Source organism: Pseudomonas sp. A39 (assembly GCF_058145955.1).
Genome location: NZ_JBYVMD010000011.1, coordinates 41,804 through 57,086, shown reverse-complemented (window position 1 = coordinate 57,086; position 15,283 = coordinate 41,804). Strand labels below are relative to the sequence as shown.

The window sequence follows — 15,283 nt, the reverse complement described above, 5'->3', positions numbered from 1 at the left end:
TTTCAGCTCACCAGACGGAAAGCTCGGTAATAAGGTTTTTCGCCTAACTGGCAGAACAGCTGGAGAGACTGACCGTCGTAGCGACCTGGGTAGAACAACACTAAGGGGGTCTGCCCCATAAACGGTTGAAGGTTGTTCAGAAGATTATGGGTACGGACAAGCGGATAGACGCTACCGACACCAGTAATCATGATCAGCCCGTACTCATTGGGTGGATAGCGACCCACCAACTCTTTGGCGACCTTGCCGGCGTCGAGTGGCGCTTTAAGGGCTTTTTGCAAAGCCTCGTCCCCTTTTTGAGCTTGCCGTTCGATAGATTTTTCCAGCAAATTTCGACTGGTAAGCATATCGAGTACAAGTTCGAACAAATTGATGTACGCAACCTTCAGATCAGGCCGACGCTTGGGAATAGCACCTAGGAGAAATCCAACGTGATCACGAACCTTAAGTTCATCCTGGGGTAGGTAATCGAAGGCGTAAAACGGCACCTCATTCCCTAATCCTTCCCCACCGAGAAAATCATCAGAAGTCACTCGGTCCAAAATTTTGTTGAGGCGCTCGTCGAGATTATTCACGGACATACCTGAAGGCAATCAAGCACGTACTGCTCGTTGTGCTGATGTAAAAAGTGGTACACGGCAGGCTCAATGTGCTGGCTACGCAAACGAAGACTACGGGTGTCATCAATGAAGCCAGCCTCGGCAAGCATACGCATGGCATTTTGCCTTAACTTGACCCGAGTCGAATCACTGAATGTGGGAGCATCCAGATTTGTGTGGAGGCGATCCTCCAAGAAAGCATTCCAATGGCGCGGTTCAAGGTGTGTAGAGAAACGTCGAAATTGATCACGAACCACGGTGCGGAGAAAGTCTCCAAACAACGGAGAAAATTTCACGGTGGCCGCAAGCACGGCTTGTGTCGCCACCGGCAAGCTCCCATCTCGCACAAGCTCCCACAGCTCAGAATCCATCGTCTCCAATCTTGATCGGGCCATGCTCGCGTAGGTCGTTGCAGTCTTCGCGGTCCGTTTCTGCAACACGTTCAATTCGACTATCTGCCTTTGCCACTCCTGCTTACTGACCCCCTGTAAAAGCATCGCAGCGACGACACGGGTCTCAGGAACGATGAGGGAGCACCGAGTGAAGCTGTTTAGGGATTGACTGCTCATAAATGACTTTGATTCTGCGACCGCTACAAGAGCCACATTTTGACGGTCAAGGGCAGGCAGCGCCAGCGCGAACACCATAGGATCCGTAAAAAACACGACACTCAGGTATCCGTAAGATCTCATAACACCTGAAACATGACAGATGCCCCGAGAGCTACCGCGAACATAAGCTCGCAGCAAGCCTTCGGCGGTAAAGAGCATCATTTGTGTATCGTCCGTGATGGCTCCGGAGATGCCGTAACCTGTAGTGAAATCGACGATACCTTGTGGCCCGAATTCTGCGCGGATGGTGTTCCACTTACGGAATTCAACGGGTGCCCCCAATGCGTCACCCAGCAGACATCCTTTGATACGGTGAAGCCTGTTCATGTTGTTTCCTTACGCTGCCGGAATCAGTGCTTGCAGCAGTACCACTTTTCTTTTCAGTTGCTCGACGTGCGCTCTTTCCGCTCGTAGGGCCGATCGCAGCTCCCTGTTTTCCACCTCCTGGATCTGCGCCCAGCGCATGGAGCTTTTGCAGTCGACGATCAATTGCCAGATGCCTTTCAGTTTCAGGTAGTGAAGCAGCAGTACCACTCCAATCACAAACATTACCAGCAGAGCCCCTGTCGAAATCGCATCCGACGTTGTCATGTCCACACCCCTTCGTGAGTTCGAATCATCTCGAAGACAGGCCAATGATATGTAGTGTTTTACGACAGGTATAGAATGTAGACTTATACAGGTAAAGTATTCACGCACATGGAGGGGTTATGAAACGCCAACAAGATATCAAGCAGGTGCGATGGGATCTGGCACTTCGCTATCGTTTGATCGAGACGGTGGTCTGGTGGGAGGGGCGGCTGACCACGGGACACCTGATTCAGAGCTTTGGCATAAGCCGTCAGCAGGCCTCGAAGGACATCAACACCTACATCACTGAACATGCGCCTAAAAACCTTACATATGACAAGCAACTGAAAGGCTACGTACCCAGCAAACACTTCAAGCCGCTGTTCATTGACGACAGTGCCAGCGCCTATTTGCATCTATTGAATCAGACGCACTCCCGCGCGCCGCATGTAGAAGGGTTAGCCCTGGCCTATGCGCACACCATGGTTTTAGAAGTACCAGATAGGACAATCCGTCCCGAAATTTTGCGCCCACTACTGAAAGCTTGCCGCCATAGTGAAGTGATTGAAGTCGAATACGTGTCACTGGCCAATCCGAACCCGGAAACTCGTCTGATCGCACCGCATACCCTGGTCTACACAGGCATGCGCTGGCATGTGCGGGCGTATTGCGAAAAGAATCGTGAGTACCGTGACTTTGTGCTTAGCCGCCTACGTGGCCTGCCAGAGTTCGAACGGAAAACCGAAAACCTCATTAGCGCAGATGAAGACTGGAATACAGAGGTCGACGTAGTTATCGAACCCGACTCACGCCTCAAGCCGGAACAAAGGGCGATTATCGAAGTCGATTTCGGGATGAAGGAGGGGGTACTGGTGATTCCGACGCGCCGCGCGCTGGTCAAATATGTTCTTCAACGCTTCCAAATTGATCCAAAAAAGCTAGATCCCAAGGCGGCAGCTCAACAGATCGTGGTGAAAAATTTGGATGATTTGAAGCCCTGGCTTTACGAGTGATTCAATGATCAGGACGCGAGTGATCGCATTCCGCCCTATAAGCGCTGGGATCTGTAAGGTTTTTGGACGGGGCATACCGATTTTGTTCATCGCATAGGGCACAGCACGCTGATGTGCCCTATATGTGCCCTAAACTAAAAAATTCAGGAGCACAAAAAAACCGACCTTGCTAGATCGGTTTAACTGTATGATTTTACTCAGAAAATATGGTCGGGACGGAGTGATTCGAACACTCGACCCCTAGCACCCCATGCTAGTGCGCTACCGGACTGCGCTACGCCCCGACTAGGCGTGTTACTGGGTTCGCTTCTTGACGAAGCGATCCGGAATATACCGCAAGCTTTTGAAATGTGGAAGTATTTTAAAAGCCGGAATTACTTTTTCAGAACCACCAGCACATCTTCGAGCTCGGAGATCATCTGGCGGATCAGTTGCTTGTATTGGGTGGTGTCGTCTTTGGCTTCATCACCGGACATACGCTGGCGTGCGCCGCTGATGGTGAACCCCTGGTCGTACAGCAACGCGCGGATCTGTCGGATCATCAGCACATCCTGGCGCTGATAATACCGACGGTTCCCGGTGCGTTTGACGGGGTTGAGTTGAGGAAACTCCTGCTCCCAATAGCGCAGCACGTGCGGTTTTACCGCACAGAGCTCGCTGACTTCACCAATGGTGAAGTAGCGTTTGCCTGGGATGACGGGTAGCTCGTCGTTATGACTTGGTTCCAGCATAAGCCTCAACTCGGGCCTTCAACTTCTGCCCTGGACGAAAGGTGACCACACGGCGAGCCGTGATCGGGATTTCTTCTCCCGTTTTTGGATTGCGGCCAGGCCGCTGGCGTTTGTCCCGCAGGTCAAAATTGCCGAAACCGGACAATTTGACCTGTTCGTTGTCTTCCAGAGCGTGTCTGATCTCTTCAAAAAACAGCTCGACCAATTCCTTGGCTTCGCGTTTGTTCAGACCCAACTCTTCGTACAGACGTTCCGCCATCTCAGCTTTCGTCAAAGCCCCCATACGTCACTTCCTTAACGTGGCGTTCAACCTTTGTTCGAGCGAGGTGAGGATATTTTGTGTCGTGGTATTCACCTCATCGTCATTAAGAGTGCGCGATGGATGCTGCCAGGTCAAGCCAACTGCGAGGCTTTTTCTATGCGGATCAATACCTTTACCCTGATAGACGTCAAATAGCCTGAGGTCTGTCAGCCATTCCCCTGCATTTTCACGGATTACGTCCAGAACGGCAGTGGCGGCCACTTCGCAGTCGGCAATCAGCGCCAAATCACGGCGCACTTCAGGGAAGCGCGACAGCTCGCTGAATTTAGGCATTTTGCCCGAGGCGACTTCAGCCAGGACCAGTTCGAACACGAAGACCGGACGGTCGAGACCGAGGGTTTTCGACAGTTCAGGGTGAATGGCACCGACGAAGCCCACCAGGCGCCCTTCGCGCTCGATACGTGCCGTCTGGCCCGGGTGCAATGCCGGATGGCTGCCAGGAACGAAGGTGAAGGCATCCAGAGCACCGGCAAAGCCCAGCACCGCTTCTACGTCAGCCTTGACGTCGAAGAAGTCCACGGCATCGCGGCCCTGCGCCCAGCCTTCCGGCAGACGGCTACCGCACACCACGCCAGCGAGCATTGGCTCTTGTTTCAGGCCGTCGAGCTGGCCGACAAAACGCAGGCCGCTTTCGAACATACGCACGCGATCTTGCTGACGGTTCAGGTTATGGGAAAGTGCTTTCACCAGGCCTGGCCACAGGGACGAACGCATGGCCGCCATGTCGTTGGAGATCGGGTTCGCCAGCAGCAGCGGCTCGACGCCAGGGTTGAACAGCTCGAACTGTTTAGGATCGATGAAGCTGTAGGTCACCGCTTCCTGGTAGCCACGGGCAACCAGCAGACGACGCAGCTCAGGCAGGTGCGCACGCGCCTCGGCCTTGGGTTGCGGCGCCAGGCGCGCTTGCGGGTAACGAACCGGCAGGCGGTTGTAGCCGTAGAGGCGAGCCAGCTCTTCGATCAGGTCGACTTCCAGGCTGATATCGAAGCGATGGCTTGGCACTTCAACGGTCCACTGCCCTTCCCCGCCTGCGGAAATACCCAGGCCGAGAGCGGATAACAGTTGCTCGATTTCAGCCGGCGCGATGACCAGGCCGAGCATCTGCTCGACACTTTTGGCACGCAGGGTGATCGGCGCAACGGACGGCAAGTACTGCTCGCTGACGGCTTCGGTGATCGGACCCGCTTCGCCGCCGGTGATTTCCAGCAGCAGGCCAGTGGCGCGCTCCATGGCTTCACGCGCCAGCTTCCAGTCCACGCCGCGCTCGTAGCGGTGCGACGCATCGGTGTGCAGGCCGTAGGAACGGGCCTTGCCGGCGATGGCGATCTGGTCGAAGAAGGCACTCTCAAGGAACACGTCGCGGGTGGTCTCGGACACACCGCTGTGCTCGCCACCCATCACGCCGGCAATCGCCAGGGCGCGGGAGTGGTCGGCGATGACCAGGGTGTCGGCACGCAGGCTGACTTCCTGGCCGTCGAGCAGCACCAGCTTCTCGCCTTCTTCCGCCATGCGTACACGGATGCCGCCGTTGATTTCGGCGAGGTCGAACGCATGCAGCGGTTGGCCCAGCTCCAGCATCACGTAGTTGGTAATGTCGACGGCCGCGTCGATGCTGCGCACGTCAGCACGGCGCAGGCGCTCAACCATCCACAGCGGGGTTGGCTTGGACAGATCGACGTTACGGATCACACGACCCAGGTAACGCGGGCAGGCGTTTGGCGCCAACACGTCGATCGGGCGTACTTCATCGTGTACTGCAGGCACGGCGGCAACCACAGGGCGGGTGACCGGAGCGTTGTACAACGCGCCCACTTCACGCGCCAGGCCGGCCAGGGACAGGCAGTCGCCACGGTTCGGGGTCAGGTCGACCTCGATGCTGGCGTCTTCCAGTTCCAGGTAAACGCGGATGTCCTGGCCCACCGGCGCATCGGCCGGCAGTTCCATCAGGCCATCATTGCCCTCGCCGACCTGCAGCTCCGCCTGGGAGCACAGCATGCCGTTGGACTCGACGCCACGCAGCTTGGCTTTCTTGATCTTGAAGTCGCCTGGCAGCTCGGCACCGATCATGGCGAATGGGATCTTCAAGCCCGGGCGCACGTTAGGCGCTCCGCACACGACCTGGAAGGTTTCCGCGCCATTGCTGACCTGGCACACACGCAACTTGTCGGCATCGGGATGCTGCTCGGTGCTCAGCACCTCGCCCACTACGACGCCGCTGAAAACGCCGGCCGCCGGAGTGACGCTATCGACCTCAAGACCGGCCATCGACAGACGAGCAACCAGCTCGTCGCGATCTACCTGCGGGCTTACCCAGCCACGCAGCCATTGTTCACTGAATTTCATCCTGCTCTCCTAAAGATTCGTTACGACTAGCGAAATTGCGCGAGGAACCGCAAGTCGTTGTCGAAGAACAGACGCAAGTCGTTCACGCCGTAACGCAGCATGGCCAGACGCTCAACGCCCATGCCGAAGGCAAAGCCCGAGAACTCTTCCGGATCAATGCCGGACATGCGCAGCACGTTGGGGTGAACCATGCCGCAGCCCATCACTTCCAGCCAGCCAGTCTGCTTGCAGACGCGGCAGCCTTTACCGCTGCACATCACGCATTCCATGTCGACTTCAGCGGAGGGTTCGGTGAACGGGAAGAACGATGGACGGAAACGCACCGCCAGCTCTTTCTCGAAGAACACCCGCAGGAATTCTTCGATGGTGCCTTTGAGGTCGGCGAAGTTGATATCGCGATCAACCAGCAGGCCTTCGACCTGGTGGAACATCGGCGAGTGGGTGATATCGGAGTCGCTGCGGTACACACGGCCTGGGCAGACAATGCGAATCGGCGGCTTGTTCGCTTCCATGGTGCGGACCTGTACCGGCGAGGTATGGGTGCGCAACAACATGTTCGCGTTGAAATAGAAGGTGTCGTGCATCGACCGGGCCGGGTGATGACCTGGGATGTTGAGCGCCTCGAAGTTGTGATAGTCGTCTTCGACCTCAGGGCCTTCGGCGATGCCGTAGCCAATGTGGGTGAAGAACTGCTCGATACGTTCCAGAGTCCGGGTGATCGGGTGCAGACCGCCCGAGGCCTGGCCACGGCCAGGCAGGGTTACGTCAATGGACTCGGCGGCGAGCTTGGCCGCAAGATCGGCCTCCTCGAGCGACGCCTTGCGCGCATTGAGAACCTCTGTGACACGCTCCTTGGCGACGTTGATCAGCGCACCGACTTGCGGACGCTCTTCAGCCGGCAAATTCCCCAGGGTCTTCATCACCTGAGTCAATTCACCTTTTTTGCCAAGGTAGTGAACCCGGATTTGCTCCAGGGCATTTACATCTTCAGCGCTTTGCACTGCCTCAAGGGCTTGAGCAACGAGCGCGTCCAGGTTTTCCATGTACAGACTCCAGATACAAAATAGGGGAAGAGCTTGAAGGCTCTTCCCCTATTTATGACGTTTACCACCGAGGACCACAGGAGTAGCCCAAGGTGACTGTCGGGGGTACTTAAGCCAAGGTGGCTTTAGCTTTCTCGACAATCGCAGCAAACACCGCTTTTTCGTTCACGGCCAGTTCAGCCAGAACCTTACGGTCGATTTCGATGGACGCTTTTTTCAGGCCAGCGATGAAACGGCTGTAGGACAGACCGTTAACACGTGCACCGGCGTTGATACGAGCGATCCACAGAGCGCGGAACTGACGTTTTTTCTGACGACGGTCGCGGTAGGCGTATTGGCCTGCCTTGATTACCGCTTGCTTGGCAACACGGAATACGCGTGAACGCGCGCCGTAGTAGCCTTTAGCAAGTTTCAGAATTTTTTTGTGACGTTTACGGGCAATGACGCCACGCTTTACACGAGCCATGAGTTACTTCCTCTATTCTTGATCCAAAAATTAACGAAGGCGCAGCATGCGCTCGACTTTTGCCACGTCAGACGGATGCAGCAAGCTGCTACCGCGCAGTTGACGCTTACGCTTGGTCGACATTTTGGTCAGGATGTGGCTCTTGAAAGCGTGCTTGTGCTTGATACCGTTAGCAGTTTTCAGAAACCGCTTAGCAGCACCACTTTTAGTCTTCATCTTTGGCATGTTCGGATACTCCGCATTCAGTTGATAAACATAATCAGAAGGCCTGCCGTGCCCTGTTGATTACTTCTTCTTTTTCGGGGCGATGACCATGATCAGCTGGCGTCCTTCCATCTTAGGATGCTGCTCGACGGAACCGTACTCCAGCAGGTCAGCTTCAACCCGCTTGAGGAGTTCCATCCCCAGCTCCTGGTGGGCCATCTCACGGCCGCGGAATCGCAAGGATACCTTGGCCCTGTCCCCATCACTCAGGAAACGTACCAGGTTGCGCAGTTTTACCTGGTAATCCCCTTCCTCCGTCCCTGGACGAAACTTGATTTCTTTTACTTGAATCTGCTTCTGGTTCTTCTTCGCTGCGGCAACCTGCTTCTTCTTTTCGAAGATCGACTTGCCGTAGTCCATCACCCGGCAAACGGGTGGGATTGCATCGGCGGAAATTTCCACCAAGTCCAATTTGGACTCTTCAGCAATACGAAGCGCTTCATCAATCGAGACGATGCCAATCTGCTCGCCGTCAGCGCCAATTAACCGAACCTCGCGTGCCGAGATATTCTCGTTGATCGGGGCTTTCGGTGCAGCTCGTTTATCTTGTCTCATTTCACGCTTAATAATAATTACTCCGAATCTGGGCGACCACGCCGGGAAACCGCTTGCGCGAGGAACTCAGCGAACTGGGCGACGGGCATCGAGCCCAGGTCAGCACCTTCACGAGTACGCACAGCGACAGTCTGCATCTCGACTTCCCGATCTCCGATAACCAAGAGATAGGGAACCTTGAGCAAAGTATGCTCGCGGATTTTAAAGCCGATCTTTTCATTTCTCAAGTCGGACTTGGCACGAAATCCGCTTTCGTTGAGTGTTTTTTCAACTTCAGCGGCAAAATCTGCCTGTTTATCAGTGATATTCATGATCACTGCCTGAGTCGGCGCCAGCCACGCAGGGAATGCACCCTCGTAGTGCTCGATCAGGATCCCGACGAACCGTTCGAACGAGCCGAGGATCGCCCGGTGCAGCATAACCGGGTGTTTACGGCTGTTGTCTTCGGAGACGTATTCGGCTCCCAGACGGATCGGCAGGTTAAAATCGAGCTGCAGGGTACCACACTGCCAGACGCGGCCAAGGCAATCTTTCAGCGAGAACTCGATCTTCGGACCGTAGAACGCGCCCTCACCCGGCTGCAGGTCGTACGCAAGCCCCGCACTGTCCAGCGCTGCGGCCAATGCAGCTTCGGCGCGATCCCACAGCTCGTCGGAGCCGACGCGCTTTTCCGGACGAGTGGACAGTTTCATCTCAACTTCGGTGAAGCCGAAATCGCGATAAACGTCCATGGTCAGTTTGATGAACGCCGCGGATTCGGCCTGCATCTGCTCTTCAGTGCAGAAGATGTGGGCGTCGTCCTGGGTGAAGCCACGCACACGCATGATGCCGTGCAGCGCACCCGACGGCTCGTTACGGTGACAGGCACCAAACTCGGCCAGGCGCATCGGCAACTCGCGGTAGCTCTTCAGGCCCTGGTTGAACACCTGCACGTGGCATGGGCAGTTCATTGGCTTGATGGCGTAATCGCGGTTTTCCGACTGGGTGGTGAACATGTTGTCGGCGTAGTTGGCCCAGTGCCCGGATTTCTCCCACAGGCTGCGGTCAACGACCTGGGGAGTCTTGATCTCCAGGTAGCCGTTTTCGCGCTGAACCTTGCGCATGTACTGCTCGAGCACCTGGTACAGGGTCCAGCCGTTGGGGTGCCAGAACACCATGCCCGGCGCTTCTTCCTGGAGGTGGAACAGGTTCAGGCGCTTGCCGATCTTGCGATGGTCGCGTTTTTCGGCTTCTTCGATGCGCTGGATGTAGGCCGCCAGCTGCTTCTTGTCAGCCCAGGCAGTGCCGTAGATCCGCTGCAGTTGCTCGTTCTTCGCGTCGCCACGCCAGTAGGCGCCGGACAGCTTGGTCAGCTTGAAGGACTTGAGGAAGCGTGTGTTCGGCACGTGCGGGCCACGGCACATGTCGACGTATTCTTCGTGGTAGTACAGGCCCATGGCCTGCTCGTCCGGCATGTCTTCCACCAGGCGCAGCTTGTAGTCTTCGCCACGGGCGGTGAACACGTCGATCACTTCGGCGCGCGGCGTGACTTTCTTGATCACGTCGTAATCTTTTTCGATCAGCGCGTGCATGCGTTGTTCGATGGCGGCCAGATCGTCCGGGGTGAAAGGACGCTCGTAGGCGATGTCGTAATAGAAGCCTTCGTCGATGACCGGGCCGATTACCATCTTCGCGGTTGGATACAACTGCTTGACCGCGTGGCCAATCAAGTGAGCGCAAGAGTGGCGAATGATCTCCAGCCCCTCTTGATCCTTGGGCGTGATGATTTGCAGGCTGGCGTCGTTGGTGATCAGGTCGCTGGCGTCAACCAGCTTGCCGTCGACCTTGCCGGCCACGGTGGCCTTGGCCAGGCCTGCACCAATGGATGCGGCAACCTCGGCTACGGAAACCGAATGATCAAATGAACGTTGACTGCCGTCGGGAAGAGTAATAGTTGGCATGGCGCCTCCTCTCCTAGTGGTGACCCCTACCAAAGGTCACGTGGGTTGGGATGAGCCAGTACAAGATCCAACACCAGGCCGTTCAGTGATGAACGCCTGCCTTACAGCGGCAGGAGCCTTTCGGCCAACCGATAATCGAACCAGAGTGACTGGAGTGAGCTAAAAAGAACATGGCAAGGCGGCAATTGGCGCGCCTGGAAATAGCCAAGCGCAAGATCCTAGCACAGATGAACGGTCATCGCGGGGCTGCTATCTTGCGTAAAGACAAATTCCAGCCTTTATAGCTGCAAAAGTGAACTTGAGCTGTACGCAATGCCTCAAACCCACTGAGAATCGCCGTTCGTCCTCGACCCAAAGGAGCATCCTCATGATGCGTTTTACCTCCACCCTCGCTCTCGCCGCTTCCCTGACCCTCCTTTCCCTCGGCGCGCAGGCAGCAGCCCCGTCGAACTGGCCAGCCGGTGCCCGTGACAGCTTCGTCAGCGATTGCAGCGCAGCCGCCAGCCAGAACGTGGACGCCAAAACTGCCAAAGCCCACTGCGAATGTGGCGCTGACAAGATCAACGCCGAATTGAGCACTGCGGAAATCAAAGAGCTCATGACCAACCAGAACGCCAGCCCGGAGCTGAAAAACAAGGCAGTCGCGGCTATTTCGTCCTGCAAAGTCGTGAAGAAAAAGTAAGATTTGCCGCTGATCTCACGGCTTTTTTGGCGGTAAAACAGGCTTAAAACTGCCGTTTCTCACAAATTACGCAGCTTTTACGGCTTTTTTTACCAGTTGATATTTCGAGCCAAAGCCCCGTAAATCGGGGCTTTCAGCCGGATCAGGCACTAAACGCAACGCTATTGATTAGCAAACAATGCCTTGGGGGGGCTCCCAAGCCGAACATTTCGACTATGATAGCCCGGTGTGCCCAGTTGGCCTGAGCAGCACAGCACTACTGAAAATATATGTTTCTTGGAGATACACCATGTCTAATCGCCAAACCGGCACCGTTAAATGGTTCAACGATGAAAAAGGCTTCGGCTTCATCACTCCTCAAGGTGGCGGTGACGACCTGTTCGTACACTTCAAAGCTATCGAAAGCGACGGTTTCAAAAGCCTGAAAGAAGGCCAAACCGTTTCCTTCGTGGCTGAGAAAGGCCAAAAGGGTATGCAAGCTGCACAGGTTCGCGGCGAGTAATTCTCCGCTGAGCTAAAAAAACCCCGTCCATGTGACGGGGTTTTTTATGGGCGCTGCAAAAGCCTTGAAAGACCTAGCCGCAATTGACTCGCGTGATCACCAGGTTGTCATCGGTGTTCAGGTTCAGGCGGTCGGAACGGTATTCCAGCGTGATCATGTCGTTAGGCTTGAGGATCCGTGCGTTCTGCGCACCGGCGCGGGTACGCGCCTGCTCCAGCAATTGGGGCGAAGCTTTCTGGCCGATGGTGAATTCGGCGGCCTTCGACTCACAGCGGCTATGACCGGTATCGGCCACGGCGGCGTCTTTGGCTGGCTCAGAGGCACCCGGGGTGCTGCAACCCGCCAACGCGAGTGCTGCCAACAAAGTACCGAATGATGCGAGCTTCCAAGGCATGAAGCCTCCTATGATAAAAAATGGACAGAGATCGTGCGACAGCGATTGGGCGGATTGGTTTCAAGACGTAAACCGCCGCAGGGCAAGTCTGCCTGACTCTCGACAGGCATTCGCCCGGTCAATCGTGACCAGATATGAACGAAATCAGTAGATGTCGATGTAGTCAGACGCCGGCTTCGGCCAATTTTCCTTCAGTGCATTGAAGATCTGCGTCACCCAGACTTCGTCGCTGGCGGCCACATTCCCTACGCATCCGGAGCCCTTGGCCCAGGTCTCCAGGCGAAACAGCAGCCCGTCGATGTCCACACCGCCCACCACCTTCCCTGAGGAGATATAGGCGATTCCGGCCTGGGTCACCCGCAGTTGGGCATGTTCGTCGTCATTAGCACTGGCGAGAAGCTGGCGAACATTCGCCAGCGTCAGGTTCTCGGGGTTGTTCAAGTCGATCTGCACGCGGTGTTCCCCGGCAATTAAACAGGCGGCCAGTGTCGCACAGCGCGACCGTCATTCCGAATCGCCTCATGCCTAAGTATCAGTGCCAAATACGATGCAAAATGGTTAACTGGGCCGGTAAGAACCGCGTTCCAGCGCACTGCCCAGTACTTTCAGCCCCGCGAGACAGTCATGACCACCGTAACGCTCCAAGCCGACATCAAAGCCAAGTGGCCCCAAGGACAGAGCTCCTACAGCCCCGGAAGCCCGGAGGAATTGGCGATCATTGGTATCGACCTGCTGGTCAAGGAGCTGGGTACACAAGCGGCGCAAGCGTTCATCGGCCAGATATTCGAGAAATACCCGGCCGACCACATGGGGGCACACAACCCCGAGCGCGAATAAGAACCGGCCGGCGAACGCCGACCGGTCAACACCTTACTTCAGACGCGCCAGGCGCTCGGTCAACAGATCGAAGAAGCCTTGGGCATCACCGTTCTCCACCCAGAACGCGTTCTTCGGTTGCTTCAGACCGTCGTACCAGTCGACGATGGTTTGGCCGAAGGTCGGGCCTTCCCGGCTGTCCACTACCACGTTGACTTCACGGCCGGTGAACAGTGAAGGCTTGAGCAGGTAAGCGACGACGGTCGCGTCATGCACCGGGCCGCCTGGAATACCGTAGTGCTCCATGTCGCCCTTGACGTATTCATTGAGAATATCGCTAACCACCTTGCTTGCGTTGTTCTTGAGGTCGGCGATCCCTTTCAGGCGGGCTTCGCTGGTCAGTACCTTGTGGGTCACGTCCAACGGAAGGTAGGTCAGCTTGACGCCACTCTTGAGCACAATCTCGGCCGCCACGGGGTCGGCAAACAGGTTGAACTCCGCCACCGGCGTAATATTGCCGCCGTTGAAGTGCGCGCCCCCCATCACCACCACTTCCTTGATGCCCTGGGTGATTTCCGGTGCCTGGGTCAGCGCCAGCGCCAGGTTGGTCTGCGGGCCGAGCATGGCGATGGTGATACTGTGAGGCTTGGCGGTGCTCAGGGTCTTGATCAGGTAGTCGACGGCATTGCCTTCAGCCAAGCCCTTTTTAGGCTCATGCACGGTGACACCGGAAATACCTTCCTTGCCATGGATGTTCTCGGCGTAGATCGGCGTGCGCAGCAGCGGCGCTGGCGCACCGGCGTACACCGGGATGTCCTCGCGCCCTGCCCATTCGCGGGCCAGGCGGGCGTTGCGGGAGGTCTTGTCCAGGCGCACGTTGCCGGCGACGGTGGTCAATGCACGGATGCTCAGTTCATCCGGCGAAGCCATCGCGAACAGCAACGCCACCACATCATCAGCACCGGGATCGGTATCGATGATCAGGTCGATTTTTTCCGCCGCCTGGGCGCTTGCAGCAGTGAGTGCGGACAAAAGCAGAACACTCCGAAACAGGTTTTTCAGGGTTGGGAGACCACGTTGCATAAAACACTCCTTGTCGTTGAGAACGTTAGAACGTTACGCCGGACACCAGCGCGATATTGCAGTAAGGCTGGCATTCGCCGGTGCGCACCACGGCGCGCGCCTTGCGGCTGAGCTGTTTGAACGCTTCATGGCTGACCAGGCGCCGCTCACCCAGGGCCGCCTCGTCGCTGAGCGTATTGAGCTCGTTCAGCGCAGGCGGCTGCTTGAGCAGGATTTCTTCGGCCAGCACATGGCTTTCCACTTGCATCTCGCTGAGCACGATGCGCAAGGTGCTGATGAAATCCGGGATGCCCTGGGTCAACGCCAAGTCAATCAACTCGACGCCCGGCGGCACTGGCAGGCCAGCGTCGCCGATCACCAGGATGTCGCCGTGTCCGAGTGAGGCGATGACACGCGACAGGGCGATATTGAGCAGAGGTGTCTTTTTCATGAGGGCACAAAACCTTGTACGTCGTGCAGCGTTGGAATAGAGGGTTGCGCGCCGGCGCGGGTGACCGACAGTGCCGCAGCGACCTGGCCAAAACGAATGGCCTCGGCCTCGCTTTTGCCATTGGCGAGTGCCGCAGCAAAGCCACCGACGAAGGTATCGCCCGCTGCGGTGGTGTCGACCGCCTTGACCTTCGGCGCCAGCAGGTGCTCAAAGCCCTGGCCGTCAGTAAACAGCGCGCCCTGAGCCCCCAGGGTGATGATGACTTTGCCGGCGCCCGCCTGGATCAGGTGGGTTGCCGCTGCCTTGGCGCTGTCAATGGAGTCGACCGTCACGCCGCTCAGTGCGGTGGCTTCGCTTTCATTCGGGATCAGGTAGTCGATCGAGGCATACCATTCAGCCGGCAACGGAGCGCTGGCCGGAGCCGGGTTAAGGATCACCGTCTTGCCCAGTTCACGACCGCGCTTGAGGGCATAACCCACCGTATTCATCGGCACTTCCAGCTGGCAGACGATCACGTCAGCCGCTTGCAGCACCGCATCGAACGCCTGCAACGAGGCTGGCGTCAGTTCGCCGTTACTGCCCGCCACGATCACAATCGCATTCTGGCTGCTGTCATCGACCACGATGAGGGCCACGCCACTGGAGCCGTCTACGGTACTGACGGCTTGGCAATCGATGCCCTCCACCTGCAACGCATCACGCAATTGCGTGCCATAGGCATCGGTACCGACACAGCCAATCATCGACACATCGGCCCCCAGGCGTGCCGACGCTACCGCCTGGTTCGCGCCCTTGCCGCCGGGCACGGTGGAGAACGTCTGGCCGATCAAGGTCTCACCGGCACGCGGCAACCGGCTGGCGCGGGTCACCAGGTCCATGTTCAAGCTGCCTACTACCACTACTTTTGCTGGCATACATC

20 protein-coding genes and 1 tRNA gene are annotated in these 15,283 nt (G+C 56.9%); 4 read left to right on the top strand and 17 right to left on the bottom strand.

Going from position 1 to position 15,283, the window contains the following annotated elements:
- Nucleotides 1–2 precede the first annotated feature (2 nt).
- Genes AC3ZU9_RS11240 through AC3ZU9_RS11230 form a run of 3 tightly spaced genes read right to left on the bottom strand, consistent with a single transcriptional unit; the run spans nt 3 to nt 1,801 of the window.
- Complete coding sequence (locus tag AC3ZU9_RS11240) at nt 3–581, bottom strand: DUF1788 domain-containing protein (RefSeq protein WP_490090706.1); 579 nt, start codon at nt 579–581, stop codon at nt 3–5.
- Entirely contained in the window at nt 572–1,537 is a 966-nt protein-coding gene (locus tag AC3ZU9_RS11235; protein ID WP_490090705.1) for a BrxA family protein, read from the bottom strand. The genes AC3ZU9_RS11240 and AC3ZU9_RS11235 overlap by 10 nt, the downstream gene beginning before the upstream one ends.
- Before the next feature lie 9 nt (nt 1,538–1,546).
- Nucleotides 1,547–1,801, bottom strand: coding sequence for a hypothetical protein (locus AC3ZU9_RS11230; RefSeq protein WP_490090704.1), 255 nt, complete (start codon nt 1,799–1,801; stop codon nt 1,547–1,549).
- Between the two features lie 119 nt (nt 1,802–1,920).
- Here AC3ZU9_RS11230 and AC3ZU9_RS11225 point away from each other — a divergent pair, with 119 nt between their 5' ends.
- Nucleotides 1,921–2,793 (top strand): helix-turn-helix transcriptional regulator, encoded by an 873-nt coding sequence (locus AC3ZU9_RS11225; RefSeq protein WP_490090703.1) that lies wholly within the window; start codon nt 1,921–1,923, stop codon nt 2,791–2,793.
- Between the two features lie 207 nt (nt 2,794–3,000).
- Here the strand turns inward: AC3ZU9_RS11225 and AC3ZU9_RS11220 are convergent.
- The 9 genes from AC3ZU9_RS11220 to thrS form a co-directional block, all read right to left on the bottom strand.
- Nucleotides 3,001–3,077: transfer RNA gene (locus AC3ZU9_RS11220), tRNA-Pro, on the bottom strand.
- A gap of 90 nt (nt 3,078–3,167) precedes the next feature.
- Entirely contained in the window at nt 3,168–3,524 is a 357-nt protein-coding gene (locus AC3ZU9_RS11215) for a MerR family transcriptional regulator (RefSeq protein ID WP_003174972.1), read from the bottom strand.
- Entirely contained in the window at nt 3,505–3,807 is a 303-nt protein-coding gene (gene ihfA, locus AC3ZU9_RS11210; RefSeq protein WP_002553164.1) for an integration host factor subunit alpha, read from the bottom strand. Before ihfA ends, AC3ZU9_RS11215 begins: the two co-directional genes overlap by 20 nt.
- A 3-nt stretch (nt 3,808–3,810) precedes the next feature.
- Nucleotides 3,811–6,189, bottom strand: a complete 2,379-nt coding sequence (gene pheT, locus AC3ZU9_RS11205) for a phenylalanine--tRNA ligase subunit beta (protein WP_490090702.1) — start codon at nt 6,187–6,189, stop codon at nt 3,811–3,813.
- 26 nt (nt 6,190–6,215) lie between these two features.
- The gene (pheS, locus tag AC3ZU9_RS11200) at nt 6,216–7,232 is read right to left on the bottom strand and encodes a phenylalanine--tRNA ligase subunit alpha (RefSeq protein ID WP_003192486.1); all 1,017 of its coding nucleotides are present in this window, start codon (nt 7,230–7,232) and stop codon (nt 6,216–6,218) included.
- Nucleotides 7,233–7,341: 109 nt separating this feature from the next.
- Nucleotides 7,342–7,698 carry a 50S ribosomal protein L20 gene (rplT, locus tag AC3ZU9_RS11195; protein ID WP_003174975.1) on the bottom strand — a complete coding sequence of 119 codons (357 nt, stop codon included), beginning with the start codon at nt 7,696–7,698 and terminating at the stop codon, nt 7,342–7,344.
- A gap of 30 nt (nt 7,699–7,728) precedes the next feature.
- Nucleotides 7,729–7,923, bottom strand: a complete 195-nt coding sequence (gene rpmI, locus AC3ZU9_RS11190; protein ID WP_002553160.1) for a 50S ribosomal protein L35 — start codon at nt 7,921–7,923, stop codon at nt 7,729–7,731.
- Between the two features lie 60 nt (nt 7,924–7,983).
- A complete protein-coding gene (infC, locus tag AC3ZU9_RS11185; protein WP_015884933.1) occupies nt 7,984–8,535 on the bottom strand; it encodes a translation initiation factor IF-3 in 552 nt (183 codons plus the stop codon).
- Complete coding sequence (gene thrS, locus AC3ZU9_RS11180; protein ID WP_093541207.1) at nt 8,535–10,457, bottom strand: threonine--tRNA ligase; 1,923 nt, start codon at nt 10,455–10,457, stop codon at nt 8,535–8,537. The genes infC and thrS overlap by 1 nt, the downstream gene beginning before the upstream one ends.
- A 367-nt stretch (nt 10,458–10,824) precedes the next feature.
- Here thrS and AC3ZU9_RS11175 point away from each other — a divergent pair, with 367 nt between their 5' ends.
- Both AC3ZU9_RS11175 and AC3ZU9_RS11170 read left to right on the top strand, forming a co-directional pair.
- Nucleotides 10,825–11,139, top strand: a complete 315-nt coding sequence (locus tag AC3ZU9_RS11175; RefSeq protein WP_015884935.1) for a hypothetical protein — start codon at nt 10,825–10,827, stop codon at nt 11,137–11,139.
- Between the two features lie 289 nt (nt 11,140–11,428).
- On the top strand, nt 11,429–11,641 hold the full coding sequence (locus tag AC3ZU9_RS11170; protein ID WP_003234260.1) for a cold-shock protein: 213 nt from the start codon (nt 11,429–11,431) through the stop codon (nt 11,639–11,641).
- Between the two features lie 73 nt (nt 11,642–11,714).
- On the opposite strand, the gene AC3ZU9_RS11165 is transcribed toward AC3ZU9_RS11170, so the two are convergent.
- The gene (locus AC3ZU9_RS11165) at nt 11,715–12,035 is read right to left on the bottom strand and encodes an I78 family peptidase inhibitor (RefSeq protein WP_015884936.1); all 321 of its coding nucleotides are present in this window, start codon (nt 12,033–12,035) and stop codon (nt 11,715–11,717) included.
- A gap of 144 nt (nt 12,036–12,179) precedes the next feature.
- Nucleotides 12,180–12,488, bottom strand: coding sequence for a hypothetical protein (locus tag AC3ZU9_RS11160; RefSeq protein ID WP_102060002.1), 309 nt, complete (start codon nt 12,486–12,488; stop codon nt 12,180–12,182).
- A gap of 171 nt (nt 12,489–12,659) precedes the next feature.
- On the opposite strand from AC3ZU9_RS11160, the gene AC3ZU9_RS11155 reads away from it, so the two are divergent.
- Nucleotides 12,660–12,872: a hypothetical protein gene (locus tag AC3ZU9_RS11155; RefSeq protein WP_015884938.1), complete on the top strand. Its 213-nt coding sequence runs from the start codon at nt 12,660–12,662 to the stop codon at nt 12,870–12,872.
- 33 nt (nt 12,873–12,905) lie between these two features.
- Here AC3ZU9_RS11155 and AC3ZU9_RS11150 read toward each other — a convergent pair whose 3' ends face one another.
- The 3 genes from AC3ZU9_RS11150 to rbsK are packed head-to-tail and all read right to left on the bottom strand — an operon-like array spanning nt 12,906 to nt 15,278.
- Nucleotides 12,906–13,934: a nucleoside hydrolase gene (locus tag AC3ZU9_RS11150; RefSeq protein WP_015884939.1), complete on the bottom strand. Its 1,029-nt coding sequence runs from the start codon at nt 13,932–13,934 to the stop codon at nt 12,906–12,908.
- 25 nt (nt 13,935–13,959) lie between these two features.
- Nucleotides 13,960–14,364 carry a D-ribose pyranase gene (gene rbsD / locus AC3ZU9_RS11145; RefSeq protein ID WP_046035336.1) on the bottom strand — a complete coding sequence of 135 codons (405 nt, stop codon included), beginning with the start codon at nt 14,362–14,364 and terminating at the stop codon, nt 13,960–13,962.
- The gene (rbsK, locus tag AC3ZU9_RS11140) at nt 14,361–15,278 is read right to left on the bottom strand and encodes a ribokinase (protein ID WP_046035335.1); all 918 of its coding nucleotides are present in this window, start codon (nt 15,276–15,278) and stop codon (nt 14,361–14,363) included. Before rbsK ends, rbsD begins: the two co-directional genes overlap by 4 nt.
- Between the last annotated feature and the right edge of the window lie 5 nt (nt 15,279–15,283).